This window comes from Streptomyces sp. NPDC003635 (assembly GCF_053587635.1).
In genome coordinates this window covers 17,809-42,507 of record NZ_JBSFOK010000016.1, presented here as the reverse complement: position 1 = coordinate 42,507, position 24,699 = coordinate 17,809, and the positions used below count along the sequence as shown (strand labels likewise).

Below are 24,699 nucleotides of genomic sequence, written 5' to 3'. Positions count from 1 at the left end.
CCCCACAGGGCGGCGCCCGTCGGATCTCGCGACGGGCGCCGCCCCGTGTCCGGACTCAGATGCCCGGCCCGCCCGCGTCCCGCGCCGCGAACTCGCGGGCCGGCAGGACCCGTACGCTGACCTGGCGGCGCAGTTGGGCCGGCAGGCCACCGCGGGCCGCCGCCGGGAGCAGGACCAGGTCGTCCTGGTGCACCACCTCGCGGCCGGACCGCCCGCGCAGCAGCGACAGCTCCTGGAAGCCGAGCGAGGCGAGGCCGCGGGCGACCACATGTCCCTCCTCGTCGAGGAGTTCCACCGGGTCGCCCGCCACGAACTGACCCGCGGCACGGGTCACCCCCGTCGCGGGCAGCGCGCCCCGGCCCTGGACCAGGGCGTGCACCGCGTCCGCGGTCAACTGCACGGTTCCGCGGGGGCTGCTGGCGTGCTCCAGCCACAGCAGATGGTCGGAGTTGCGGTCCCCGGTGCGGTGGAACAGCGTGCCCGTCTCCCGTCCGGCCAGGGCGTCGGCGGCGTGCCGGGCGGCGGTGAGGACCACCGGGACGCCCGCCCCGGTCGCGATCCGCGCCGCCTCCACCTTGGTCTTCATGCCGCCGGTGCCGACCTTGGACCCGGTGCCGCCCAACTCCACGTGTGCCAGGTCCTGTTGACCGCGCACGTCCTTCAGGCGCTGTGCCCCCGGGCGCCGGGGGTCGCCGTCGTAGAGGCCGTCGATGTCGGAGAGGAGCACCAGCAGGTCGGCGCGGACGAGGTGGGAGACGAGGGCGGCGAGCCGGTCGTTGTCGCCGAAGCGAATCTCCGACGTCGCCACCGTGTCGTTCTCGTTGACGACCGGCACCGCGCCCATGGACAGCACCTTGGCGAGCGCGCGGTAGGCGTTGCGGTACTGGGCCCGCCGGCCGATGTCGTCGGCGGTGAGCAGGACCTGCCCGACCCGCAGGCCGTAGCGGGCGAAGGAGGCCGTGTACCGGGCCACCAGCAGGCCCTGGCCCACACAGGCCGCGGCCTGCTGCCCGGCCAGGTCCTGCGGGCGCTCGGCGAGTCCCAGAGGGGCGAGTCCGGCGGCGATGGCGCCCGAGGAGACCAGCACGATCTCGGTGCCGGTGGCCCGGGTGCGGGCGAGGACGTCGACGAGGGCGTCGACGCGGTCCGAGTCCAGGCCGCCGACCGCCGTCGTCAGCGAGGACGAACCCACCTTCACCACGATCCGCCGGGCCCTGAGCACATCGGGGCGCAGGGCCTCGGTCGCCGGGTTCGTGGGCCCGGTCATCGTTCCGCTCCCGTTCCGAGGGCGAGTTCCCGAGGCGCGCTCGGGGAATGCTCGCGCCGCTCTCGTAGGTCGCGCAGGAGCGCCTGGACGGTCTCCACGACCAGCACCGGGCGCTCGTACGGCAGGTCATGGCCCTGTTTCGGCACGGTGTACAGGGTCGCTCCCGGGATGTCGTCGGCCAGGCGCTGGGCCTGGACGGGGGGTGTGTAACTGTCCAGGGCGCCGACCAGGATCCGGGTCGGCACCCGGCCGAGCGCGCCGAGCCGCCCCGCGCAGTCGTGGGTGGTGAGCGCGGCGAAGAACTCGGCGACGGTCAGCGGCGGGATGGCTCGCAGCGCGTGCGCGTCGGCCCGTGCGGAGTCGGTCTGCGGGCCCCGCCCGAACAGGACGTGCCACAGGGGGGCGGTGGAGGGGTGGGAGAGCGGGCCGGTGAGCAGCCGGTGCACGGTCCTGGCCCAGCCGGGGGAGCGCAACAGGCCGTCGGTCACCAGCCGTTCGGCCTGTGCCCGCCGCTGCGCGCTCCGGTCCCGGGGGACGAACGGCACCGCCCCCACGTCCTCCACGCAGGTCGAGAACAGCGCGGTGCCGGACACCCACGATCCGAACAACTCGGCTCGCGCTACGGCGAGTTGCTGTACGGCCATACCGCCCATGGAGTGTCCGACGAGCAGGACGGGCCCGTCCTGCGGCGCGGTCGCCCGGCGCAGCACGAGGTCGAGGTCCTGCCCGAGCAACGCCATGTCCAACGGCGCGGTTCCCCGCGTGGACCGGCCGTGCCCGCGCTGGTCGTAGGTGACCGCGCGCAGGGCGGGAAACCCGGGCCGCGGCCGGGTCAGCGCGTCGATGATCGGCCGCCAGTCGATCGCCGACATGGTCCACCCGTGCGACAGCAGCACGGTGGCCTCGGCGTCCGGTGACCCATGCGCGTATACGACGATCTCGGCGCCGTCGTCCGTGACGACGGTCCCGGCGAGCCGGCGCGCGTCAAGCGCGCTCGCGGCGCTCATGACGTCCCGCCGCGGGGGTTCCCCGGAACGGGCCGGATGGTGATGGTGATCCGCGGACTGCCCGGAGCCACGAAGGTTTGTGCGGACCCGCTGGTCAACGTCACCCGGGGCCTCTCCGGCAACCGCCGGGCCTTCAACGCGAGCAACGCCCGCATCCGATCCGCCGACACCACCCCGACCTCCCGCCGCGCCTCCCACCCGAGCGGCTCGGGAGAAGGGTTCAGGGGGAGGGGCCGAGCGACGCGCGGACCCTCCGGGTCGACCGGGGTGTGGGCACGGTCGCGGGGGGTGGGGGCCGGGGTGGGGGTCGGGGGGAGTGGCCGACGCGTGCGCTGACCCTCCGGGGCGAGCGAGGTGGGGGCCGGGGTGCGTCGGCCGTCGGGGGTGAGCGGGGTGGGGGCAGGGGCGCGGGGGATGGGGGTGTGCTGTCCGTCGGGGGCGGGCGGCGCGTAGGAAGGGTTCCGGGTGGCGCCCGGGGTGCGCTGTCCGTCAGGGGTGAGCGGTCCGCGGCCCGGCTGCGCGGGGGCCGGCCCGCGTGCACGCCGACCGTCGGCGGTCAGCGGCGCGTGGGAAGGGTCACCCGCGGCGGGCCCCGGCATGCGCCGGTCGTCACTGGCGACCGGTCCACGGGCAGGCTGAGCGGGGATCGCCCCCTGCGCTCGCCGACCGGCGGGGGAGAGAGGGCCGCGTGGCGGGTTCGTCGGCACGGGGTTCGTCGCTCGCCGACCGGCGGGGGCGAGAGGGCCGCGTGGCGGGTTCGTGACCACGGGATTCGTGGCCCGCCGCCCGTCGGGGGCGAGGGGTCCGCGTGGCGGGATGGCGGACGTCCCGCCGGGCAGCCGCCGCTCCTCCGTCGGCATCGCGCTCCGCGTGGCGCCCGTTGTGGCCCGCCGTCCGTCCGTCGGCATCGCGCTCCGCGTGGCGCCCGTTATGGCCCGCCGCCCCTCGACCGGCACCGCGCCCCGCGCACCGCCCGTCGTGGCCCGCCGCCCCTCCACCGGCGCCGCCCCCCGCGTACCCCCTGCGGCCCCCGCAGTTGCCCGGCCTTCCCCCGTAAGGGCTGACCGGGTGCGGTCCGTAGGTACCGGCCCCGCCGGGTGGCCTCCGGCGGGTGGGATCGGGGGGCGTGCCGGGGTCGTGGCTCGGCCTCGGGTGGCGTAGCCGGAGAGCGGCGTACGGCCGAGGGCCGTCACGCCGCTCCGTATCTCGGGGCGTTCGACGCCGACCACCCCCTGCTCCCCGGCGGACCGGCGCACCCGCTTGCGCGGTGCCCGGGGCGTCGGCATGCCGCTCACCGGACCGCGTGTGCATGAGGACGCCAACTCGGCCAGTTGCCAAGCCTGTTGGACCTGTCCGAAGCTGATGCCGAGGGCGCCCGCGATGCGGCGCGGAGTCCAGCCGTGCCGACGCAGGTACCACACGTACGCCGGTCGCTCCCGGGGCGTCGCGCTCAGCCTGCGCCCGCCGCCCGCCAGGTACGCGGCCAGTTCCGCTCCGGTGGACTCCAGCGTGCCGGCGACACGCAGCAGCTCACGTCGTTCCCGCGCGTTGAACCCGCCCCAGATCCCGGCGCCCTCGTCGCGCACCAGTGCCTCGCGCAGACACTCCCGGGCCACCGGGCAGCGCCCGCACAGTCGTTTGGCGATGGCCTCCCGGTCGAGGCCGCCGGAGGCTCCGGGGAGCGGGAAGAAGGTCTCGGGGTCGGTGTCGCGGCAGGCCGCGCGCTCGGTCCAGGGGTCGGGGTCCGCGTGGTGCGGTGGTGCGTGCATGGCGGTCGGCCCTTTCTCGGTGTGAACCCGGTGGCCGGTGCAAGCGGCTGTCCGCGGCCGGTGTCTCGGCTGTCCGCCCGGATTGAATTCCATGCGCGTTGAATTTCGCTCTAGTTGGAGTCAACTCCGCCCGCGTACCTTCGAATTCAGAGGCCAGCCCGGGAAGCCACCGGTAGCAGAAGGCCTCTGACGCAACGTTTCTGCACAGGCTCTGTGCCGCCGCGCGCGCCCGTTCGTCGTGTGCGCCCTCGGCGAGTAGCGCCTATCAGGCGCCTGCGAAGGACAGCACCGTCAGACACCGGGGGGAGTGTTCGGCATGCGCAAATTTCCATGGCTTGAGCCAACAAGCGGCGACTGCGACGTCGTTCGGGTGCCCAACCGCCGGGCTGGACGTGATCAGCGCCTCCTTCAACAGTTGGCTTTCCACCGCTTTGGAGATCTCGTGACCGTCGTCACCGCGCCCGTTGTCGCGCTGCCCCGCTATCAGGTCACAACCGACGAACTCGTCGAACAGATAGTTGAGTTGTACCCGGACCATCCGCGGCTCGAGTCCGTCTGCCGGGCCATCCGCGCCACCACCGTGCAGACGCGCTGGTACACCCGTCCCCCTGGCGAGCGGCTGGCCACGCCGCACTCGCTCGCCCAGCAGACCCGCGACCACCTGCACGACTCCCTGGAGCTGGCCGAGAGGGCGGCCCTGGGTGCGCTGCGGGAGGCCGGCGTGGCGCCCGGCGACGTCGACGCCGTGGTGGTGACCAGCGCAACCGGACACACCATGCCCGGCCTCGATGTCCGGCTGGTGCAGCGGCTGGAGCTGCGTCCGTCCGTCAGGCGGATAGCCGTGACCCAGGTCGGCTGCTGCGGTGGGGTGTTCGGCATCTCCACCGCCATGGAGCTGGTCGCCGCCCGTCCGGCTGCCACGGTCCTCGTGGTCTGCGCCGACGTGTTCAGCTACTACCTCAACCCCGTGGACACCGGAATGGACGGGATGATCTTCAAGGGTCTCTTCGGCGACGCGGCCGGCGCCTGCGTAGTACGCGGCCAGGCGAACGGCCCGCGCATGGAACTCATCAGTTCCTGGGAGTGTCTGCACGCCGGCAGTCAGGACGTGGTCGGCACCCGTACGTCGGGCGACGGGCTCCACGGATACAACTCGCCGGAGTTGCTGAACGCGATCCGGGGTGTTCTGCCGAGGCTGAACGACTGGCTGGATGTCTCGGCGCCGGCCGACGACGACGGCGCCCCGGAGTTCGTCGTCTCGCACACGGGGGGCCCTAAGATCATCGACACCCTCGCCGCAGGTCTGGGTGGACCACCCATGTTGTTCGGCCTGACCCGTGACTCCCTGCGCGACGTGGGCAATGTCGGTTCCGTCTCCGCGCTGGAGGTGCTGGAGCGGACCTTCGCCAAACCGCCTGCCGACGGAGCGCGCGGACTGCTGCTGGCGGTCGGGCCGGGCGTCGCCATGATGGCCGTGAAGGCCGTCTGGCGCGACGGCGTCTGACGCGGCCTCCTGCAGCACGGCAGCGCGCGGAACCCACGAATCGAATCGACCCGGAGGGCCCTCGGGGGCCTTCCGGGCCCGTGTGTTGCCCTGTGCGACGGCTGGGGGGACTGGGCCCGCGGACCCTTCCCGTCCTTCGGGCGGGCGGGAAGGGTCCGACAGGGCCTAGCCTTCCACGCGCTCACCCGGCATACGGGGCTCCAGGTTGACGGACAGACGCAGTTCGAGGGCCGGTACCACCCAGGAGATGAACTCGTCGTACTCCATGTCCGCCAGGGGCTGGACCTTCAGGACGTAGCGCAGGATGGCCAGCCCGATGATGTGGGCCGAGGCCAGTGCCGCGCGGGCTTCGGAGTCCGCCACCTCCTTGTAGCCCGTCGAATTCGTCCAGGCCTTGGTGCTCGCCTCGATCCGGTACCTGAGCACGTCCGACGTGACGCTGTCAGCAAGTCCCGCGCGGTAGATGGCGGTCATGGCGTAGCGCGTGTGCTCGTTCTCCCAGAAGGAGAAGTAGGTGTGGGCGAGCCAGGTCGCCTCCGAGGTGGCGTTATCGGCAATCGGCATGCCGTCGAAGGCGGCCGAGACGCTGAAGGACGAGTTGACCGCGGCGTCGAACACCCCCTCCTTGTTGGTGAAGAAGTGGTGCACCAAGGCCGGGTCCACGCCCGCCCGCTCGGCGATGGCGCGGATGGTCGTCCGGGCGTACCCGCGGTCGGCGAAGAGATGGAGCGCAGATTCCAGGATCTGTTCCCTGGTCCCGCTGTCGCCGGGGCGGCGTCCGCTGCGGGCGCGCTTCGGCCGCGTCCGCCGGGCCGGCGGAACGTCGTTGGAACCGGTCCTCTCAGGCTCCCCCGGGGCGGAAGCGGAACCGTTGGAACGCCTGGAAGTCATGAGATCACTGCACTCTGGATGGGGAGCTTCGGAACGAGTAATTCACTGTACAGTGAAAATATCTTATCAGGTGGGACATCCTGAGGCCATGAACATACGGAGTCTTGGGTTCTTCCTTACTCCGACCGTTCCTGTTCACTCCGCCGCCAGAACTGTTCGCATCGAGGGGGCGATCAGCTCGGCCAGCGCCGTCACCGGGAGATCGGCGATCGGCCGGAGCCGCAGGACGTAGCGCGTGAAGGCCACGCCCAGCAACTGCGCCGCGAGTATCCCGCTGCAGGCCGTCGCCCGTTCCGCGCCCAGGGCGCCGCGCAGACTGCTGGTGAACTGTTCGTGCAGCATCTGCCGCAGATGCTCGGCGGCCCGCTCGTTGGTCGCCGCGCAGCGCAGCAGCAACCGCATCGACCCCTCGTCCAGGTCGTCCTCCCACGGCGCGAGGAAGTGCGTGATCAGCTCCCGCGGCAGCAGCTCCGTGGGCGTGCCCGTGAAGTCCGGTAAACCGAGGTCCACGTCGAGCGCCGCGTCGAAGAGCTGCTCCTTGCTGCCGAAGTAGCGCATGACCATGGACGGGTCGATGGACGCCGTCGCGGCGATGGCCCGTATCGTCGACCGCTGGTAACCGTCGGCCGCGAAGTGCATCCGCGCCGCGCGCAGTATGGCCTCGCGTGTGCGCTGGGAACGCGTCGACAGCAGCTGTTGTGCCATGGCGACGAGCCTTTCTGCGTCCTGTGCGTGCGCGTGCCCGCGCGGCGGTGGCCCGCCGCGCGGAACGCGGGTCGAGAGGTCCGGCCGGGCTGAGGGGGTCCTCCACGGTGTCCTCTCGTCACGTGTGCTCGGCGCGGGCGGGCTCCGTGTCGGGTGTCCCGGCCTGTTCCCCCTGGGCCGGACGGGCCGGCGCGGCGGTGGCGGCGGCCGGCCGGCGCTGCGGGGCCGGGCCCTCGGTGCCGCACCAGCGGTGCAGCGCCTGCCGTACGCGCTGCTGCCGGCCGGCGGGCGACGAGGTGCTGTCCACCCAGGCAGCGTAGCCGTCCGGGCGGACCAACACCGTGCTGACACCCGCGAGTTGGGGGAGCGGTCCGTCGACCCGGACCGGGCAGACCCGGGAGCCCCAGGCTTCGGCGAGTTCGGCGGCGGCGCCGTCCGCGCTCACGTCGAGCAGCAGGAACCTTCCGTCACGCATGAGCTCGTAGAGCCGCACCGGCGCTCCTTCCGCCTGCGGGACCGCCAGGTCCGGCACCCGCTGTCCGGGGCGCAGCCGGGCGCCGCCCAGGGCGGTGGGACGGCCCCGCCCGGCGTACCCGGCCCGCAGCCCGGAGATCGCCTCGCCCGCGAACTTCTGGATCCGGCGCCGCCCGAGGAGCCGCGCCAGCACCATCCGGCGCAGCCCCGTCACCACCGGTGAGGGGTGGGTGGCCATCCGCGTCGCGTGGTCGGTGGCCTTCAGGATCCGCTGCGCCTGCGGCCGGCGCTCGCTCTGGTAGGTGTCGAGCAGCCCGGCCGGCGCCCAGCCCTGGAGCGTGGCCGCCAGCTTCCAGCCGAGGTTGACGGCGTCCTGGATACCGAGGTTGAGGCCCTGCCCGCCGAGCGGCGAGTGCAGATGCGCCGCGTCGCCCGCCAGCAGCACCCGGCCGGTGCGGTACTGGTCGGCGAGCCGCTGGTGGATCTTGAACCGGGCCAGCCACCGCGGATCGTGCGGCTTCGGGTCGAAGCCGAGCACCTCCGTCAGCCGCTCCGACAGCTCCTCAAGCGTCACCTCGTCGCGCGTCCACGGGTGGTCCCGGTGCCCCACCGCGACCCGGTAGAACCCGTCCCCGAACGGCACCGACACCATCATCGCGCCGCGCCCGGTCAGGATCGTCACGTCCTCCGGCGGCGGTGTCTCCAGGCGTACGTCCGCCAGGATCGGCGCGATGTCGTACGTACGGCCGCGGAAGGCGATCCCCGACAGCTCGCGCACCGCGCTGTGCGCGCCGTCGCAGCCCACCACGTAGTCGGCGGACTCCTCCCACTCACCGGACTCGGTGCGCACCTGCAGCCGTACCCCGGTGGCGTCCTGCTCCAGGCCGAACACCTCGGCCCCGCGCTGCACGATCACCCCAAGGTCGATCGCGCGCTGCTGCAGCGCCTCCTCGGTGCGGCTCTGCGGGACCACGTACAAGGCCGGAAAGGGACTGTCGATCGCGGTGAAGTCGATGGCGGCGCCCTGTGCCGGCAGCATCCGGCCGACCGGCCGGCCCACCGCGGTGAGCGAGGCGGCGTGCCCGCGCAGATCGAGCACCTCCAGCGTCCTCGGGTACAGGGCCATGGCCCTGGACTGCCCGGACGACTCGGTACGGCGCTCCAGGACGGTGCAGGCGACTCCGGCGGCGGCCAGTTCACAGGCCAGCGCGAGGCCGGTCGGGCCTGCTCCGACGATGATCACGGATTGTTCAGGGGTGGGTGCCATGGGTCTCTCCTTGGACATGGGTCAGCGATACGGCCGGTGCGGTCGGCGCACCGGAAACGGCGGACGGCCGGCCTGCCCGCGCCGCCCAGGCACCGGAGCCGAGGGCCAGGGCGCCGAGGAGCAGCCAGCCCACTGCGCCGGGCTCCACCACGAGAAACGTGACGACGAGCGGACCGTAGGTGTTGCGGGCGGCGTTGCCCAGACTGAAGAAGGCCAGATAGACCTGGCGCCGGTCCTGAGGCGCGAGGTCGTAGGAGATCGCCCAGGCGGCCGCCTGCTGGTACATCTCCGCGAACGCCTGGAACGCCACCGCGCCGAGCAGCACCGTCACCGCCGCGGCCGTCGGCAGTGCCCCGGTGGCGGCCAGCGCGCAGCAGCACACGGCGAGCAGCAGCCCGCTCAGCCGCAGCGCGCGGCCGCCGTCCTCGGCGGACTCGATGCCGCGGGTCGCGCGCACCTGGAAGAGCACCACGACGGCCGTGTTGAGCACCAGCGTCCAGGCGATGACGGACCGGGGCAGGTCGTCGTGGGCCAGCACCCACAGCGGGATGCCGACGGTCAGCACCGTCACATGCAGGCTCGCCACGGAGTTCAGGCAGGTCAGCATGGTGAACCGGCGGTCCCGCAGGACCGTGAGCCGCCGCTTCCACGGCAGCGGCCGGCCCCCGCCGGCACCGCCCGTCCGCAGTCGGGTCACCACGACGGCGGCCAGCACGAACGAGAGCGCGTTGACGTACACGACGGTCAGATAGACCCCGTCGCTGTCCCACAGCAGCGCCCCGGCGGCCGCGAGACCGCCGAGCGTGAGCCCCAGGTTCTGCAGCGACCGCGCCATCCCCATGGCGCGCACCCGCCGCCCGGCGTCCACGGCGGCCCCGAACATCCCCTGCACCAGCGGCGCGGCGGCGCGGTCGGCCACCGCGAGCAGGGAGACCACGAGCAGGAAGGAGCCGAAGGAGGACGCGAACGGGAAGCACGCCAGCAGCGCCGCCCGGGTCAGATGCGCGGCGATCAGCGTCCGACGCGGCCCCGCCCGGTCCGCGAGGATCCCGGTGGGCACCAGCAGTGCGAAGGACACCGCGCCCGCGACGCCCAGACCGAGCCCCACCTCGGAGCTGCCCAGCTGCAGGTAGCGGGTGAGGAAGACGACGGACACCGCCAGGTAGAGCCCGCTGCCGAGCGCGTCCACGAACACCGCTGCCAGCAGCGCGAGCGCGCTGCGGGGCAACCGCTCCCGCTCGGCGGGCCTCTTCATGCCGGCTCCGATCGTCGGAGGTTCAGTGGGCGGCGGAGGATCAGTAGTAGTCCCGCATCAACTCGTCGACCCACGCGGGCTGTACGACGGCCTCGCGCGGGCCGAACTGCGTCAGGTGCGGTTTGAGATCGAGGACCGGCGTCCCGTCCACGGCGTCCAGGCCCCGCACATGGACGCCGAGCCCGTCCACCTTCAGCAGCTTGCAGCGCGAGACCCCGATGCGGTTGGGGCGGTTCTTGGCGCGCTGGGCGAAGATCCCGGCCCGCGGCCAGTCGGGGTTGCCGCGCGGATGGCGGGCCCCGGTGTGGATCCTCTCCGGCGCCACCCGGTGGAAGTGGAAGACGACCTCCAGATGGGAGAAGGCGTCCAGGCCCAGCAGCGCCTCGGGGGTGAACCGCTGGGCGTCCAGCCGGATCACCGAGGTCACGTCGCCCCAGTAGTCGTCGGAGAGGTCGGCACGGTCGGTGTGCACGCGCCCGATCGGCACCAGGTCGGTCACGGCGCCCGGCCGGGGCTCCTCCAGATGCGCGAACCACACCTCGTCCCGGACCAGCAACTCACCGGTGACGGCCCGCTGCACGGTCAGGAAGATCTCGTCCGCCGGCACCCGGAGCAGTTCCGCGAGCCGCTCCTGGACGAGCAGCACCAGCGCGCGCAGTTGGTCGTGGGCGAAACTCTCCCTGCACACCACGAACCCGACCGGGGCCGGGCGGACGTCCTGGGCACGCCACTCGGGCCGGTGATAGGTCCCCGGCTCCAGCCGCTGCCACCACACCCAGCACCGACCGGCGGGCAGCCCCAACAACTCCGTGACGTCGCAGGCGAGTTGCTCCAGGACGGCGCGGCCGGGGCTCGCGTCGGGTGAGAACAGCCTGATGATCGGCATGTCAGCCCACCCCGCCCAGTGGCTTGACGCCGATCACCAAGCAGGTCCGTACGGGGACGAAGAACTCCTCACCGCACCGCCGGATCCCCAGCGCCTCGCGGTGGGCCGCCGGCGCCCCGGCGAGCCGGTGGCGGATCGCCGCCGCACCGGTGCTGTGAGCGGCGGTCTCGCACCAGCGTCTCACCGGCGTCCCGGCCGGGCTCTCCACCTGGCCGCCGCGTGCGGCCACGAGCTCGAGCCCGGCGCCCCGGAAGAATCCCACCCAGCTCTCGACGAGATGGCTGCGACGATGTCCGGGATCGCGCAGACTCTCCAGCTCCTGCCCCAACGCGTCGATCGCAGGGTCCGCGTGGCCCTCCAGGTCGATCACCGCCAGTCGCCCACCGGGGCGCAGCAACCGAGTCATCTCGCGGACGGCCTTCGGCACGTCGCCGAAGCGGTGCGCGGCGAGCCCGGACACGACCAGGTCGAACGAGGCGTCAGGGAAGGGGAGTTCCTCGGCCGCCGCCCGCACCGTCCGCACCGCGGCCGACCGCCGCGCGGCGCGTCGCCGGAAGGCTTCCAGCGACGCGGGGTCCTCGTCGACACCCACCAGTCGGTCCGGGTACTCGTCCGCGAACGACAGTGCCAGTCGCCCGGTGCCGCAGACGACGTCGCAGATGGCGCTGCCGGTCTGGAGGCCGAGCAACTGGTGCAGAGCCCGTGTCGTGGGGCCCGGCCGGTGGAGCCCGCCGACGGCGAGGTGGCCGTCGGCGCCTGCGTCCTGCCGACCGGGGAGGGTCTCACTGGCGGGCATCTGCTTCCCCTTCCTGGGGTGCCGCGAACTGACGTGACGTCATGTACCGACGCCGACGAGCGAGGTGAGGACCGGCAGCGGGTCGCGCGCCGGTCCGGGCCCGCAGGGATGCAGGGTGTGACCGAGCCCTTCGAGCACATGGACCCGGACCGCGGGCGAGTGGGTGCCGATCAGTCGGCGGGCGGACCAGTCGGCGTACATGGCCGGCTCGAACACCACCGGCGGAAGTTCGTCGTCGGCACCCTCGGTCAGATAGCCGACCAGGTCGAAACCGCCGTAGATCAGCTCGATCAGGGGAATCCGCGAGGCCAGGAAGGTGTCCGTCTCCACGATCGTGCCGATCAGGACGACTCGGTCCGCGCGCGGAGGCGCGCCGGACTCCAGGAGCCGCAGCAGTGCCTGGCCGCCGAGCGAGAAGCCCACCAGGACGAGCGGGCCGGTCATCAGATGCCGGTTGCCGTCCAGCAGGCCTGCGAGCCGCCCCGCGCGTCTGAGCTCATCGGTCGCCGAGGTGGGCGCGAGGAGGTCAGGGGCAGGCATGTCGCACTGCAACACCTGTGCCCCCATGGCCACCAGACGTTCCGTCAGGCGGTCCAGCAGGAGGTCGTCGCGGCCCTCGCCGTCGAGAGCGGAGACCGTGCCGGGACCGGCGAGCAGCACGGTCGAGCGGGCCGGTCCGGCGGGAAACGACCGCTGGGTGCGGTAGGCGGCGCCGTCCGGATCCCGGCGCCACTGGACATGACGGTGGACGCTCATGAGTGCACCTCCGGTCGGCCGTGGGCCGGGCGCTCGCCACGGCCCCTCGCGTTGCGCGGAGTCGGGCACACACCCTGGAGGACGGCTCGTCGCAGCACGCCTCGACACCGAACGGGGTCGCCGTAGAGGAGGTGCCGCGTCACTCCGGTGTCGCCGGAGGTGCTCCAGCCGCTCGCGGGAGTCCGGGGTACCTGCAACCGCGGAGCGAGGTCCGTGTCCGCACCACCCGAGCCGATCGTCTCCCCCATCGCGGTCTCCTCTCCTGTTCCGGCCCGGGGGCGGTGCAAGGTCGCGCCGCGCCCGGCGTTCGCGCGGCCTTTCCCGGCCCGTCCCTCACGGGCCGGGAAGGCCGTGCAGCGCTCGCCCCGAATCCGCTCCCTCGGCGGCCCCGGGGTTCCCTCGAGCGCTCTTCCGCGGACCCGTCCCTCTACGAGCCCGGGGGGTTTCGCCGTGCCTCGGTTCGCGCGGCCGCGGCAGTGGGGTCAGACCTCGACCTCGATGACCGTCGGCTCCGTGATGTTGGTGGCTTCCAGCAGGAGGGTCTCGCTGGGCGCGGTGGCCGAGGCGGCGCTGACCGCGCTGAGCGTGACGCCGTCCGGGCTCGGCTCCAGGTGGATTCGGATGACCTTCGTCTCTTCGGGCATGTCCGTGTTCCCTTCGATGAGGGGCGGCAGCGTTCGCGCCGCCCGCGGACGGGGCCCGCTCACGACGCTGGGAGCGGGGTCGGTGGGAGTCCGGCGAGAGCGCTGAGCACGGTCGGCAGGGGGCCCGTCAGGACCTGTCCGACGCGGGGTGGCATGGCCGGCGTGCGTCACGGTCCGGAACGGCGTGGTAATGGCGGAGAACGTTGTGCGACGTTGGGCGGAAGGGGCGGCCAATCCGCCCTCGTTCACCTGGAATTGGATCTTCCGCACGGGTCCCCGCCTCCCGGAAGGCCAAAGTCAACATACGTTGAACTCATGACCTGATGAACTCTACGGAGAATGAATAAGCTTTGGCAAGAGGTTTCCGGGTGGCTGGTTCCCGCGTGCCGGTGGTGCCGGTGGCATGGTCGGTGCGAGGCTGAGCGTATGAACATCCCTTTCCTCGGCGGTTGGCGCAAACGGCGCGGTCCTGCCTTCGGTGTCGCGGTGTTCTCCGACGGTGACGACAGCCACGAGGGCATCGCGGAGCTGCTCTCCGAGTGCGATCTGCTGCGTTCCCAGGCGACCCTGGAGGGGGTCCGTCTCGACGACTCCGCGGCCTCGCTGGAGGCCCTCGACCAGCTGCTTCCACGCTGGCGGGACGACGAGGAGGTGCTGCCCTGGCTGGGCAACGACGCCGGCCTCTACCTCGGCACGGTCATCGTGCGCACGGTCCCGGGCGCGCAGTGGGAGATCTGGCCCAACGGCCAACCTGTCGTACGGCTCTCCTCGGGCCGCGAGTTCGATGTCGTCGCCTCCGGGCACGAATGGGCCTCCAGTGGCGTGCCGGAGCTGTCGCAGCTCTACGCCGAAGTCGCGGAGGCGTGAATCAGTGGCCTGAGCTGCGGTTTAAATACGGCTTATGCCCGAAAAGTGCGTGTCGTCAGTTAACGCCCGTCTTATCTGGGTAGTTTGCGGCAACCACGACACAGCTGAGAGTGAGTGGGGCTGGGCATGGTCGTCGATCCGCTGATCGAGCTGCGTGACGTCAACAAGTACTTCGGTGAGCTGCACGTCCTCCAGGACATCAACCTCATCGTCGGCAAGGGGGAGGTGGTCGTCGTCATCGGCCCTTCGGGGTCGGGCAAGTCGACCCTGTGCAGGGCGATCAACCGGCTGGAGACCATCCACTCCGGCACGATCCTGCTCGACGGGCAGCCCCTGCCCGACGAGGGCAAGCCCCTCGCGCGCCTGCGCGCCGACGTCGGCATGGTCTTCCAGTCCTTCAACCTCTTCGCCCACAAGACCGTGCTGCAGAACATCTCGCTGGGCCAGGTCAAGGTCCGCGGACGCAAGAAGGAGCAGGCGGACAAGCGCTCCCGGGAACTCCTGGACCGGGTGGGACTCGCCGACCAGGCCGACAAGTTCCCGGCCCAGCTCTCCGGCGGTCAGCAGCAGCGGGTGGCCATCGCCCGCGCCCTCGCGATGGACCCCAAGGTCATGCTCTTCGACGAGCCGACCTCGGCGCTCGACCCCGAGATGATCAACGAGGTCCTCGAGGTGATGCGTCAACTGGCCCACGAGGGAATGACCATGGTCGTGGTCACCCATGAGATGGGCTTCGCCCGTTCCGCGGCCAACCGCGTGGTCTTCATGGCCGACGGCCGCATCGTCGAGGACCGCGCGCCCGAGGAGTTCTTCACCACCCCCGAGAGCGCGCGCGCCCGGGACTTCCTGTCCAAGATCCTCAAGCACTGAGCGGGGAGTGCGACCCATGCCGCCTGCCACAGGTGTGTCCTCAAGCCCCGCCCACGGCCCCGGAAGTGCCTCACGCCGAGCCTCGACTACGATGAGCGGTTCGTCCCCCTAAGGGCACCGTGCCGGTCGAACAGGGGACGCTGCTGCCGGGGTTCGATCCCCCCGCGGCCCCTCGACCGCGGGGGGCAGCAGACACAGAGCCATACCCGCCCGGCGGCAGCCGGAGATCACTGCTCGCGCAACGGGACCGACACGTAACTCGGGTCGTTCGCCGGTGAGGAGAAGGTCAGCTGCGCGCCGGTCGGGTTGTGCTCGCTGTAGAGCGGGTCGACCGTGTCGACGACCAGGGCGAGCCGGTGCCCTGCCGGGACGTCGTAGGCCGTGGAGAACAGCTCCAGGTCGACGCCGAACGGCTTTCCGGGCGTACGTCCGTGGAAGGTGTACGGCGCGTTGCTGACCAGCTTGCCGAGGCCGAGCGGCCCCACGTCGTAGAGGTAGGCGACGAGGGTGCCGCTCTCCTCGGTCGGGGTGAGGGTGGTGTGCAACCGGGCCGTGCCGCGCACCCGCCCGGTCGTGGCGTACTTCTCCGACTGCCATACGGCCGCCCAGCGGCGGGGCAGCAGCGGGATGGACGCCATCGGGGGCAGCTTGACGAACTGGTCGAGGAGACCGGACAGCACCACGAGCCCGCCGTCCGCACCGGAGTTGACGTTCGCGCGGATCGTGGTGGAGCCCGCCAGGGCGATCTTCCGGCTGGTCGCGCCGACCGACTTCCAGTCCGGGTAGCCCTCGTAGCCGCCGGTGGAACGGGACTTGAGCCGGACCGGCTGCTCCTGGTCGATGCCGTTGGCCTCGCCCTTGAGGTAGTGGTCGAACCAGCGCTCGGTGTCGGTCCACACGTCGTTGGGCAGGCCGAGCAGTCCGGTCAGTTCGGCGGTGGCGTGGTCGCCGGGGCGGAACTGCAGGCGCTTGGGGCCGGTCAGCTTCTCGTAGAAGTCCGCGTACTGGTTGGGCGGGAAGATCGAGTCACCCCACGCGTTGGCGAGCAGCACGGCGGGGGCGTTGGCGTTGAGCTGGTCCAGGTAGGTCGTGACTGAACGTTTCTTCCCCCAGGCGATCATCGCGTCCTCCTTGCTCAGGTCGGAGGACCGGAACGCGTCGAAGATCTCCCTGAGTTCGGCGCTCTGCCGACCGGTGACCAGGCTCGCCCCGTCCAGCAGCGAGGCGGCCTGGGTGTGCTGGGTGCGGCCCGAGTAGATCGAGCCGATGAGGTCCGCCCAGCCGCTGAGCGCGGCGACCGCTCTGACCCGCTCGTCCCGGGCGGCGGTGAGCAGGCTGATGCCCGCTCCGTACGACACCCCGCCCATACCGACCCGGGCCGCGTCGGCCGGGGTGTTGGCGAGCGCCCAGTCGATCACCCGGGAGGCGTCGGCCACGTCGGGCGGTCCGGCCACTTCTATCTCGCCGCCGGACTGCCAGAAGCCGCGGACGTTGTAACTGAGCACGATGTAGCCGGAGTTCGCCAGCCGCTGGGCCTGAGCGAGGTACTCGACCTGAGGCGTGCCCCAGCTCGTGGGGAACACCAGCAGCGGGAAGCGGCGCGAACCGTCGGCGCCGGCCGGGGTGACGACGTTCGCCTTGAGCGTCGTACCGCCGTCTCCGCTGATGTCGACGAAGCGGACCCCTCCCGTCGACGCCGACGCCGAGGTGACGGGGCCGATGCCCGCGACGAGGGTCGCCGAGACGATGCCCACGGCGGTGGTACGCAGGGCCTTGCGATGTCCCACGGGTCACTCCTCACTCGTGTCAGTGCAAAGTGACCCGACGGTAACCGCGATCCATTACCGCAGGTAACCCGTCGGTAAGTTACGTGGGAGTAACGATTGTTGGCCTGTGAACGAATTCAGGAGGCGCGGTGTGCGTTGCGCGGGGCCGCCGGTGCCGGCAGCGGCTGCTGGGCGGCCCGGGTCACGTCCGCCACCAGCTCCACCACGTCCGGGCCGTACGCCTGCGAGTTGACGACCTTCAGCAGCAGGACGAAGGAGTTGCCGCCGTGCTTGCGGGCGAGGCGCTCGTGGTTGCGGGCGAGATAGCGCGTGGCGGCCTGGTTGGTGATGGCCCGCTGCCCGCAGAAGAGGAACACCGGACGCGCCTCGCGCCGTTCGCCCGCGGTGAGCCGGGCCAGCAGGACGTACTCGGTGACCCCCGCTTCCAGCCGGTAGCGTTCGCTGCCGATCTGGAAGGCGCCGCGGTCCGGGCCGGGTTCGGGATCGATGTTGACGCGTACACCGGGCAGCATCGCCGACATGTGGGCCAGCATGCGCCGGTTGGACCCCGGACCGCCCACACAGAACTCGGTGCGCTCACCGAAGCCCTGCTGCACACCGTCCTGGGTCACCATCTGCAGATGCGCCCCGCAGTCCTTGATCAGCGCGGCGAGCTCCAGCAGGGCGAACACGTCGAAGCGGTGCACCGCCGGCTCGGAGGTGGAGGGGTCGCGGTTGACGACGAGCAGGGACTCCGAGTTCTCCGGCAGCCCGAAGAACGTCTGCTTGCGGCGGAGCTTGCGCCGCCACAGATAAGTACGGGCGATCCAGCCCAGTCCCGCGCTGATGGCCGCCGCCACCACGCCGAGGACGATGTTGCGCACGTCGTCATTCATGGGGGCGCATGGTAGCGGGTGCTCCTGACGGGGCCATGTCCATCCCCTAGGCTGCGTGAACGGTCCCTGACTGGAGGTGCGGATGCGTCGTCCTGGCGTGCGCAAGCTGTCGGTCCTGGCGGTCTCGGCCGTCGTCGTGTCGGTGGGGGCGGCCGCGCCTCCCACCGCCGGGAGTACGGGAGTCGAGAAGGTCCCCCTCGCCGTCGGGTACGGCGGCGCCGTCGCCAGCGTCGACCCGGACGCCTCGGCCGCCGGCATCGAGGTGCTCAGGAAGGGTGGCAACGCCGTCGACGCGGCCGTCGCCACCGCCGCCGCGCTGGGTGTCACCGAGCCCTACTCCGCGGGCATCGGCGGAGGCGGCTACTTCGTCCACTACGACGCCGAATCCCGCACGGTACGCACGATCGACGGCCGCGAGACCGCCCCGCTGAGCGCGGACTCCGGGCTCTTCCTGGAGAACGGAACGGCGATCCCCTTCGCCGAGGCGGTCAGCAGCGGGCTGAGCGTGGGGACCCCCGGCACGCCCGCCACCTGGCAGCGGGCGCTGGACAAGTGGGGGAGCAGAAGCCTCGGCACGCTGCTGAAGCCCGCGGAGCGGCTCGCCCGGGACGGGTTCACCGTCGACGAGACCTTCCGCGCCCAGACCGCCGCCAACGAGACCCGGTTCCGCTACTTCCCGGACACCGCGAAGCTGTTCCTGCCCGGCGGCGAACTGCCGGTCGTCGGAGCCACGTTCAAGAACCCCGACCTCGCCCGCACCTACGCCGAACTGGCGAGGAAGGGTACCGGCGCGCTCTACCGCGGAGAGCTCGCCGGGGACATCGTCGACACCGTCAACCACCCGCCCGTGGACCCCGCCTCCGGCTGGAAGGCCCGGCCCGGCGATCTCACCGCCGAGGACCTGGCCGCCTACCGGACCAGGCTCCAGGCGCCCACGAAGACCTCCTACCGCGGGCTCGGCGTCTACTCCATGGCGCCCTCCTCCTCCGGCGGCACGACCGTCGGCGAGGCCCTCAACATCCTGGAGAGCACCGACCTGGCCGAGGCGAGCGAGGTCCGGTACCTCCACCGCTTCGTCGAGGCGAGCCGGATCGCCTTCGCGGACCGGGGGCGCTGGGTCGGCGACCCCGCCTTCGAGGACGTACCGACGAAGGAACTGCTGTCGCAGAGGTACGCCGACTCGCGGGAGTGCCTGATCAAGGACGACGCGGTGCTGACCAGCCCGCTCGCGCCGGGCGACCCGCGTGAGCCGGCGGCCTGCGGCGCGGGCGGTACGGCGGCCCCGACGACGTACGAGGGCGACAGCACCACCCATCTCACGGTCGCCGACAAGTGGGGCAACGTCGTCTCGTACACCCTCACCATCGAGCAGACCGGCGGCAGCGGCATCACGGTCCCGGGCCGCGGCTTCCTGCTCAACAACGAGCTGACGGACTTCTCCTTCACCCCGGCCAATCCGGCCGTGCACGACCCGAACCTGCCCGGTCCGGGCAAGCGGCCGCGCTCCTCGATGTCCCCGACGATCGTCCTCGACGGACACAACCGGCCCGTGGTGGCGCTCGGTTCGCCCGGCGGCGCGACCATCATCACCACCGTGCTGCAGACCCTCACCGGCTTCCTGGACCGGGGTCTGCCGCTGGTCGACGCCATCGCCGCGCCGCGCGCGAGCCAGCGCAACCAGACCACGACCGAACTCGAACCGGGCCTGTGGAGCAGTGAGATGAGGACCCGGCTGGAGTCCATCGGGCACGGCTTCCGGCAGAATCCGGAGATCGGTGCGGCGACCGCCGTCCAGCGGCTGCCCGGCGGGAAATGGCTCGCCGCCGCCGAGAAGGTCCGCCGGGGCGGCGGCTCGGCGATGGTCGTGCGCCCGGCGCCGTAGTCACAACTCGGGGGCGGGCATGGCCTCTTGCGCGCGGAACACCAGACGCCCGTCCTCGAGGTCCACCGTCACCTGCCCGCCCGCCGCGACCCGGCCGTCCAGCAGCAGCCGCGAGAGCTGGTTGTCCACCTCGCGCTGGATGGTGCGACGCAGCGGGCGGGCGCCGTACTCGGGCTGGTAGCCGCGCTCGGCGAGCCAGTCCACCGCGCGGTCGGTGAACTCGACCGTGACGTCCTGCGCGTGCATGAGCCGGCGCGTCCGGTCCAGCAGCAGATTCGTGATCCGCCGCAGCTGCTCCGGGTCGAGCTGGCGGAACACCACGATCTCGTCGATCCGGTTGAGGAACTCGGGCCGGAAGTGCTCCCGCAGCGGCCGCAGGATCCGCTCCCGCCGGGCCTCCTCGTCCGCCTCGTCCCCGCCCGCGCCGAAGCCGATCCCGGCCCCGCGCCGGGTGATCGCCTCCGAGCCGAGGTTGCTCGTCATGACGATGACGGTGTTGGTGAAGTCGACCGTGCGGCCCTGGGAATCGGTCAGCCGGCCGTCGTCCAGGACCTGGAGCAGGATGTTGAAGACGTCCGGGTGCGCCTTCTCCACCTCGTCCAGCAACAGCAGCGAGTACGGATGCCTGCGCACCACCTCGGTGAGCTGTCCCGCCTCCTCGTGGCCGACGTAGCCGGGCGGGGCGCCCACCAGCCGGCTGACGGTGTGCCGCTCCTGGTACTCGCTCATGTCGAGCCGGACCATGCGTTCCTCGCTGCCGAACAGCGCCTCCGCCAGCGCCCTGGCCAGCTCCGTCTTGCCCACGCCGGTCGGGCCGAGGAAGAGGAAGCTGCCGATCGGCCGGTCCGGGCTGGCGAGCCCGGCCCGCGAGCGCATGACGGCGTCGGAGACCACCCGCACGGCCTCGTCCTGGCCGACGACCCGCTCGTGCAGATGCTGTTCGAGGCCCAGCAGCCGGTCCTTCTCCTCCTCGGTCAGACTGGCCACCGGGATACCGGTCAGCCGGGACACGACCTCGGCGACGGCCTCGGCGGTCACCTGGAGGTTCTGTCCCTCGTCGGCCGCGCCGTCCCCGGCGGCGTCCGCGATCCGCTGCTTCAACTCCACGATCCGGTCCCGCAGTTGGGTGGCCTGCTCGTAGCTCTCGTCCGCGACGGCCTGGTCCTTGTCCCGGGCCAGCTGCTCGACCTCGCGCTCCATGGCCCGCACGTCCGTGCCCTTGGTGCGCGAGCGCAGCCGCACCCGGGCGCCCGCCTGGTCGATCAGGTCGATCGCCTTGTCCGGCAGCCGGCGGTCGGTGAGGTAGCGGTCGGACAGCTCCACGGCCGCGACCAGGGCCTCGTCGCTGTAACGGACCTGGTGGTGGGCCTCGTAGCGGTCCTGGAGGCCGCGCAGGATCTCGATCGCGTCCGCGGGGGTCGGCTCGGGCACCAGGATCGGCTGGAAGCGGCGGGAGAGCGCCGCGTCCTTCTCGATCCGCCGGTACTCCTCCAGCGTGGTGGCGCCCACGATGTGCAGCTCGCCGCGCGCCAGGGCCGGCTTGAGGATGTTCCCGGCGTCCATCGAACCGCCCTCGCCGCCGCCCCCGGCGCCGACGACGGTGTGCAGTTCGTCGATGAAGACGATCAGCCGGTCGGAGTGGGCGCGGATCTCGCCCACGATGTTGGTCATGCGCTCCTCGAAGTCGCCCCGGTAGCGGGTGCCCGCGACGACGCCGGTCAGATCGAGCGTGACGACCCGCCGCCCGCTCAGTACGTCCGGGACGTCGCCGTCGGCGATCCGCTGCGCGAGGCCCTCCACGACGGCCGTCTTGCCGACGCCCGCGTCGCCGATCAGCACCGGGTTGTTCTTGCCGCGCCGGGAGAGCACCTCGATGGTCTGCTCGATTTCCTCCTCCCGTCCGATGACCGGGTCGATCCGGCCCTGACGGGCGAGGTCGGTGAGGTCGCGGCCGTACTTGTCCAGCGTCGGGGTGTCAACGGAGCGGGGCCGCTCGGGCCGCTGCGCGGTGTCCTGCGCCTCCGGCGGCAGGCCGGCGCCGAAGCGCGCCGAGTTCAGGATGTGCCCGGCTGCCGAGTCGGGGTTCGCCGCGAGGGCGCTGAGCACGTGCTCGGGGCCGATGTAGCCCGCTCCCCGGGCCCGGGCCAGGTCGTGGGCGTCCAGCAGGGCGCGTTTGGCGGCCGGGGTGAGGGACAGCGAGGTCGGCGGGGGGACCTCGCCCGGCGGGTGCTGGACGGGCCCTGAGCGCTCGTCGATCTCCGTGGCCAGGGAGTCGGGGTCAGCCCCGGCCCGGCTCAGCAGGCTCCGGGTCGGCTCGGCGGAGACCGCGGCGCGCAGCAGGTGCTGGGTGTCGAGGTCCCGGCTGCCGTGCTCGGCGGCGTACTGGGCGGCGCCGCGGACGAGTTCCCTGGCCGGTTGGCTGAGCAGTTGGCCGATGTTGATCTGGCGGGGTCCTGGACGCGGGCCGCCGAAGAATCGGGCGAGGAATTCGCCGAAGGGGTCCCCCTCCGGACCTTCCGGGAAGAAGCCGCTGGTCATCGGTACCGTACCTTCGCTGACGACGTACCGGAGTCGGGTAACCCGGACATGGTGCGCTTATGTCAGGTTGGCATGGATATCTTCGGTGGGCATGTGCAGGCGCGTGGTGCGGGGGTGCCTGGTGTGGTGCGGCACCTGAGGACGGCTCCAGAGCCATCGCGCCAATTACTATACCGGTATTAGAATGGTCGCATGGTGCGCACCCCACTGACCCCTGAAGAGCGCGAGCGCGGCGAGCGGCTCGGGCGCCTGCTCCGCGAGGCGCGCGGCGACCGCAGCATGGCGGAGATCGCGGCGAGCGCCGGCGTCTCCGCGGAGACGCTGCGGAAGATCGAGACCGGCCGGGCGCCGACGCCGGCGTTCTTCACGGTGGCCGCGCTGGCGCGCGTGCTCGGTCTGTCGATGGACGAGCTGGCCGGGCTGTGCGCGCCGGTCGCCGCGTGAGCGTTCGCACGTCACGTTCCGGCAGGGCGGGCGTACTCTGCGTTCGGCCGGAAAACTCCCCGTAGCGCCCCCGTAACACGACTGGTGTTGCCTACGGACCGGAGTGCTCCGGTCTGGCGGGAGTTGGGCATGACTGTGGAACAACTCCCGGCTCGGGTACGGGAGTTCGCGAACTACCTGAACGGCCTGACGGCGCGCCTCGATCAGGGCGGCGGCTGGTGCGGGGTGTTCTGGCAGCGCGACCCGGACGGCATGCGGGCCTGCCTCGACGGGCGTGAGGTGCCGCCCTGGGACGTGGTGGAGGCGCTCCTGCAGGACCTCGCGGGCGAGTACGGCCCGGAGGCCGCCAGCGCCGAGACGGAGGGGGCGCGGGCGCTGCACACGGCCGCGCTGCTGGCCTACGACAGCCGTCCCGGCGGCCGGGACGCCCTCGGCGACCGGCTGGACGTCATGCTCCGTGAGCAGCGGTACGCGGCGGAGCGGCAGGTGGAGCTGGGCCGGTCCCTGGCCGCCGCCGTCGGCCGGGCCGAGGCCGACGCCCTGCGCCTCGACCTCGCCTGGGCCCGCGACGACCACGCCCGCGCCACCGCGCGCTGCGCCGAGATCAGGGCCCGCATGGCGGAGCTGGACCGCCGTTCGGCCGACGACCGGGCGACGAGGCTGCGACAGGAACGCCTCGCTTCCGGACCGCCGCCCACCCCCGAGCCGCACCCCACCGCCCCCGGCCAGGCAGGAACCCCGCACCTCCCGCCCCACGCCGGAACGACCGAGGCGCCCGGCATGGCGTTCCGGGCGGGAGGTGCCCCGGAACGGGGGAGTGTGTTCGAGGGTGGGGGGACGCCGGGGCAGGGCGTCGTGTCCCGGGCGGGTGGCGTTCCGGAGCAGGGGAGTGTGTTCGACGGTGGGGGGACGCCGGGGCGGGACGCTGCGTACCGGGCGGGAGGTGCCCCGGAACGGGGGAGTGTGTTCGAGAATGGGGGGACGCCGGGGCAGGCCGCTGCGTCCCGGGCGGGTGGCGTTCCGGAGCAGGGGAGTGTGTTCCGCGCTGGGTCGGCACCGGCGCAGGATGCCGGGTACCGGGCCGGTGGCGGTCCGGCCGGCGGTGCCGCCTTCCCTGCCAGGCGGAATTCCCCGCAGGCCACCGCGGGCCCGGCTGGCTGGAACCCGGCGCGGGATTCCGCCCCCGGGACCGGCGAAAGCCCCGCCCCCTGGACCGGCGAAGCCCCCGCCGGCAGTCTGCCCGAGCCCCGGACCCAGGAGTCCGTCGCCCAAGCGCCCGTCGCCCAGCACGCCCCGGAACCCCCGGCACCTCCAGCCGAGCCCCAGCCCTCAACGCACCCCGCCGACCCCCAACCCCCCGCCCCCAAGCAGCGCAAGCGTCGGCGAGGTGGGGCTCGGTTCGCCGGGATGGTCGAGGAGGAGGTCGAGGCCGTCGTCGTGCCGCCCATCGCCGTGCCGGTGCTGCCCGAGGCGCCGGCTCAGGGGCGCCGTAGCCCCAGGGGCGCTCGTTTCGCCGGTGCCGAGGCCGTGGAAGCGCAGGAACCGCGGGTGGAGATCGCGGACGGCGGTGACCGACGGGAGGTCGTGGGCGCCGTCGAGAGGCTGGTGCGGTTGCGGCACGAGGGGCGCAGCGGTGAGGCGCACGCGCTGCTCGTCGAGATCACGTACTCGTCCGCCGCGCGCTACCCGCTGCTCGCCGTGGAACTGCAGCGGGCCGGGCTCGGGGCGGACTGGGCCACGCTGCTGTGGGAGGCCGCCTCGCTGCCCGCCGACCGGCTCGTCGCGGCGGCGGACGCGCTGGTCGCCGCGGGCCGGGGCGCCGACGGGGAGCAGATCCTGCGGCAGGGCGTCGTCCGCTCCGCCGAGGAGATCGGGCGGGCCGTGCTGGCACTCGCCGGAGAGGGGCGCCGACGGGAGGTCAGCGCCCTGCTCGACGCCTACGTCCGGGTCCGCACCCCGGAGGAGGCCGCCCGCAGCGTGGCCGTGGACCCGGTGACCCTCGTACCGTTGCTGCTGGAGGCCGCCCGAGGTGTCTCGGACGAGCGCCACTGGGACCTCGTCCACGCGCTGAGGGTCGCCGGATTCGCCGCCTGACCGGGTGGGCCCGATCACCCACAGGAGTGTGAAACCGGATCGACTCAGCGGGTTCACGGCGATGGTCTTGGCAAGCCCGTCCGGGAGGCTTACGTTCGTGCCTCTACGGCCTGCGTCTACG

The 24,699-nt window shown here is 72.4% G+C and carries 20 protein-coding genes; 6 read left to right on the top strand and 14 right to left on the bottom strand.

Translation table 11 applies throughout. The features are described from left to right. Positions 1–55 precede the first annotated feature (55 nt). From proB to ACWDRW_RS17300, 3 genes are read right to left on the bottom strand one after another with little or no spacing between them, the layout of a single operon-like run. A complete protein-coding gene (gene proB, locus ACWDRW_RS17310) occupies positions 56–1,267 on the bottom strand; it encodes a glutamate 5-kinase (protein ID WP_451724028.1) in 1,212 nt (403 codons plus the stop codon). After that, positions 1,264–2,274, bottom strand: a complete 1,011-nt coding sequence (locus ACWDRW_RS17305; RefSeq protein ID WP_451724026.1) for an alpha/beta fold hydrolase — start codon at positions 2,272–2,274, stop codon at positions 1,264–1,266. Before ACWDRW_RS17305 ends, proB begins: the two co-directional genes overlap by 4 nt. Then, entirely contained in the window at positions 2,271–4,043 is a 1,773-nt protein-coding gene (locus ACWDRW_RS17300; protein ID WP_451724024.1) for a WhiB family transcriptional regulator, read from the bottom strand. Before ACWDRW_RS17300 ends, ACWDRW_RS17305 begins: the two co-directional genes overlap by 4 nt. Positions 4,044–4,485: 442 nt before the next feature. On the opposite strand from ACWDRW_RS17300, the gene ACWDRW_RS17295 reads away from it, so the two are divergent. Beyond that, on the top strand, positions 4,486–5,547 hold the full coding sequence (locus ACWDRW_RS17295; protein WP_451724021.1) for a PhlD: 1,062 nt from the start codon (positions 4,486–4,488) through the stop codon (positions 5,545–5,547). A gap of 165 nt (positions 5,548–5,712) precedes the next feature. On the opposite strand, the gene ACWDRW_RS17290 is transcribed toward ACWDRW_RS17295, so the two are convergent. The 8 genes from ACWDRW_RS17290 to ACWDRW_RS17255 all read right to left on the bottom strand — a co-directional run bounded on the left by ACWDRW_RS17290 (position 5,713) and on the right by ACWDRW_RS17255 (position 13,221). Next, entirely contained in the window at positions 5,713–6,438 is a 726-nt protein-coding gene (locus ACWDRW_RS17290) for a TetR/AcrR family transcriptional regulator (RefSeq protein WP_451724019.1), read from the bottom strand. Between the two features lie 135 nt (positions 6,439–6,573). Further along, the gene (locus tag ACWDRW_RS17285; RefSeq protein ID WP_451724017.1) at positions 6,574–7,143 is read right to left on the bottom strand and encodes a TetR/AcrR family transcriptional regulator; all 570 of its coding nucleotides are present in this window, start codon (positions 7,141–7,143) and stop codon (positions 6,574–6,576) included. Between the two features lie 118 nt (positions 7,144–7,261). Then, positions 7,262–8,884 (bottom strand): FAD-dependent monooxygenase, encoded by a 1,623-nt coding sequence (locus tag ACWDRW_RS17280; protein WP_451724016.1) that lies wholly within the window; start codon positions 8,882–8,884, stop codon positions 7,262–7,264. Next, complete coding sequence (locus tag ACWDRW_RS17275) at positions 8,868–10,139, bottom strand: MFS transporter (RefSeq protein ID WP_451724015.1); 1,272 nt, start codon at positions 10,137–10,139, stop codon at positions 8,868–8,870. Before ACWDRW_RS17275 ends, ACWDRW_RS17280 begins: the two co-directional genes overlap by 17 nt. Before the next feature lie 40 nt (positions 10,140–10,179). Then, positions 10,180–11,025, bottom strand: coding sequence for an SAM-dependent methyltransferase (locus ACWDRW_RS17270; protein ID WP_451724013.1), 846 nt, complete (start codon positions 11,023–11,025; stop codon positions 10,180–10,182). Position 11,026: 1 nt separating this feature from the next. Further along, on the bottom strand, positions 11,027–11,821 hold the full coding sequence (locus ACWDRW_RS17265) for a class I SAM-dependent methyltransferase (RefSeq protein ID WP_451724010.1): 795 nt from the start codon (positions 11,819–11,821) through the stop codon (positions 11,027–11,029). A gap of 39 nt (positions 11,822–11,860) precedes the next feature. Then, positions 11,861–12,577 carry a hypothetical protein gene (locus ACWDRW_RS17260; protein ID WP_451724009.1) on the bottom strand — a complete coding sequence of 239 codons (717 nt, stop codon included), beginning with the start codon at positions 12,575–12,577 and terminating at the stop codon, positions 11,861–11,863. A gap of 482 nt (positions 12,578–13,059) precedes the next feature. Continuing rightward, entirely contained in the window at positions 13,060–13,221 is a 162-nt protein-coding gene (locus ACWDRW_RS17255) for a hypothetical protein (protein ID WP_451724008.1), read from the bottom strand. Positions 13,222–13,647: 426 nt separating this feature from the next. On the opposite strand from ACWDRW_RS17255, the gene ACWDRW_RS17250 reads away from it, so the two are divergent. Both ACWDRW_RS17250 and ACWDRW_RS17245 read left to right on the top strand, forming a co-directional pair. Next, positions 13,648–14,088: a DUF6278 family protein gene (locus ACWDRW_RS17250; protein ID WP_451724006.1), complete on the top strand. Its 441-nt coding sequence runs from the start codon at positions 13,648–13,650 to the stop codon at positions 14,086–14,088. 126 nt (positions 14,089–14,214) lie between these two features. Continuing rightward, positions 14,215–14,958, top strand: coding sequence for an amino acid ABC transporter ATP-binding protein (locus tag ACWDRW_RS17245; RefSeq protein WP_451724003.1), 744 nt, complete (start codon positions 14,215–14,217; stop codon positions 14,956–14,958). Positions 14,959–15,185: 227 nt separating this feature from the next. Here ACWDRW_RS17245 and ACWDRW_RS17240 read toward each other — a convergent pair whose 3' ends face one another. Together ACWDRW_RS17240 and ACWDRW_RS17235 are read right to left on the bottom strand one after the other, a co-directional pair. Continuing rightward, the gene (locus tag ACWDRW_RS17240) at positions 15,186–16,745 is read right to left on the bottom strand and encodes a CocE/NonD family hydrolase (RefSeq protein ID WP_451724002.1); all 1,560 of its coding nucleotides are present in this window, start codon (positions 16,743–16,745) and stop codon (positions 15,186–15,188) included. A 116-nt stretch (positions 16,746–16,861) separates the two neighbouring features. Beyond that, positions 16,862–17,620, bottom strand: a complete 759-nt coding sequence (locus ACWDRW_RS17235) for a hypothetical protein (protein ID WP_451724000.1) — start codon at positions 17,618–17,620, stop codon at positions 16,862–16,864. 82 nt (positions 17,621–17,702) lie between these two features. Between ACWDRW_RS17235 and ggt the strand changes: the two genes are divergently transcribed. After that, positions 17,703–19,502, top strand: coding sequence for a gamma-glutamyltransferase (gene ggt, locus ACWDRW_RS17230; RefSeq protein WP_451723999.1), 1,800 nt, complete (start codon positions 17,703–17,705; stop codon positions 19,500–19,502). Here ggt and ACWDRW_RS17225 read toward each other — a convergent pair whose 3' ends face one another. After that, a complete protein-coding gene (locus ACWDRW_RS17225) occupies positions 19,503–22,040 on the bottom strand; it encodes an ATP-dependent Clp protease ATP-binding subunit (protein WP_451723998.1) in 2,538 nt (845 codons plus the stop codon). A 192-nt stretch (positions 22,041–22,232) separates the two neighbouring features. On the opposite strand from ACWDRW_RS17225, the gene ACWDRW_RS17220 reads away from it, so the two are divergent. After that, positions 22,233–22,484, top strand: coding sequence for a helix-turn-helix domain-containing protein (locus ACWDRW_RS17220; RefSeq protein WP_451723996.1), 252 nt, complete (start codon positions 22,233–22,235; stop codon positions 22,482–22,484). Positions 22,485–22,613: 129 nt separating this feature from the next. Continuing rightward, entirely contained in the window at positions 22,614–24,578 is a 1,965-nt protein-coding gene (locus ACWDRW_RS17215; RefSeq protein WP_451723994.1) for a hypothetical protein, read from the top strand. Positions 24,579–24,699: the final 121 nt, after the last annotated feature.

Coding starts and splice junctions, on each gene's coding strand:
- ACWDRW_RS17250 (WP_451724006.1), top strand. CDS start 13,648: ATGAACATCCCTTTCCTCGGCGGTTGGCGCAAACGGCGCGGTCCTGCC.
- ACWDRW_RS17220 (WP_451723996.1), top strand. CDS start 22,233: ATGGTGCGCACCCCACTGACCCCTGAAGAGCGCGAGCGCGGCGAGCGG.
- ACWDRW_RS17245 (WP_451724003.1), top strand. CDS start 14,215: ATGGTCGTCGATCCGCTGATCGAGCTGCGTGACGTCAACAAGTACTTC.
- ggt (WP_451723999.1), top strand. CDS start 17,703: ATGCGTCGTCCTGGCGTGCGCAAGCTGTCGGTCCTGGCGGTCTCGGCC.
- ACWDRW_RS17215 (WP_451723994.1), top strand. CDS start 22,614: ATGACTGTGGAACAACTCCCGGCTCGGGTACGGGAGTTCGCGAACTAC.
- proB (WP_451724028.1), bottom strand. CDS start 1,267: ATGACCGGGCCCACGAACCCGGCGACCGAGGCCCTGCGCCCCGATGTG.
- ACWDRW_RS17260 (WP_451724009.1), bottom strand. CDS start 12,577: ATGAGCGTCCACCGTCATGTCCAGTGGCGCCGGGATCCGGACGGCGCC.
- ACWDRW_RS17265 (WP_451724010.1), bottom strand. CDS start 11,821: ATGCCCGCCAGTGAGACCCTCCCCGGTCGGCAGGACGCAGGCGCCGAC.
- ACWDRW_RS17235 (WP_451724000.1), bottom strand. CDS start 17,620: ATGAATGACGACGTGCGCAACATCGTCCTCGGCGTGGTGGCGGCGGCC.
- ACWDRW_RS17225 (WP_451723998.1), bottom strand. CDS start 22,040: ATGACCAGCGGCTTCTTCCCGGAAGGTCCGGAGGGGGACCCCTTCGGC.
- ACWDRW_RS17300 (WP_451724024.1), bottom strand. CDS start 4,043: ATGCACGCACCACCGCACCACGCGGACCCCGACCCCTGGACCGAGCGC.
- ACWDRW_RS17275 (WP_451724015.1), bottom strand. CDS start 10,139: ATGAAGAGGCCCGCCGAGCGGGAGCGGTTGCCCCGCAGCGCGCTCGCG.
- ACWDRW_RS17285 (WP_451724017.1), bottom strand. CDS start 7,143: ATGGCACAACAGCTGCTGTCGACGCGTTCCCAGCGCACACGCGAGGCC.
- ACWDRW_RS17270 (WP_451724013.1), bottom strand. CDS start 11,025: ATGCCGATCATCAGGCTGTTCTCACCCGACGCGAGCCCCGGCCGCGCC.
- ACWDRW_RS17305 (WP_451724026.1), bottom strand. CDS start 2,274: ATGAGCGCCGCGAGCGCGCTTGACGCGCGCCGGCTCGCCGGGACCGTC.
- ACWDRW_RS17255 (WP_451724008.1), bottom strand. CDS start 13,221: ATGCCCGAAGAGACGAAGGTCATCCGAATCCACCTGGAGCCGAGCCCG.
- ACWDRW_RS17290 (WP_451724019.1), bottom strand. CDS start 6,438: ATGACTTCCAGGCGTTCCAACGGTTCCGCTTCCGCCCCGGGGGAGCCT.
- ACWDRW_RS17280 (WP_451724016.1), bottom strand. CDS start 8,884: ATGGCACCCACCCCTGAACAATCCGTGATCATCGTCGGAGCAGGCCCG.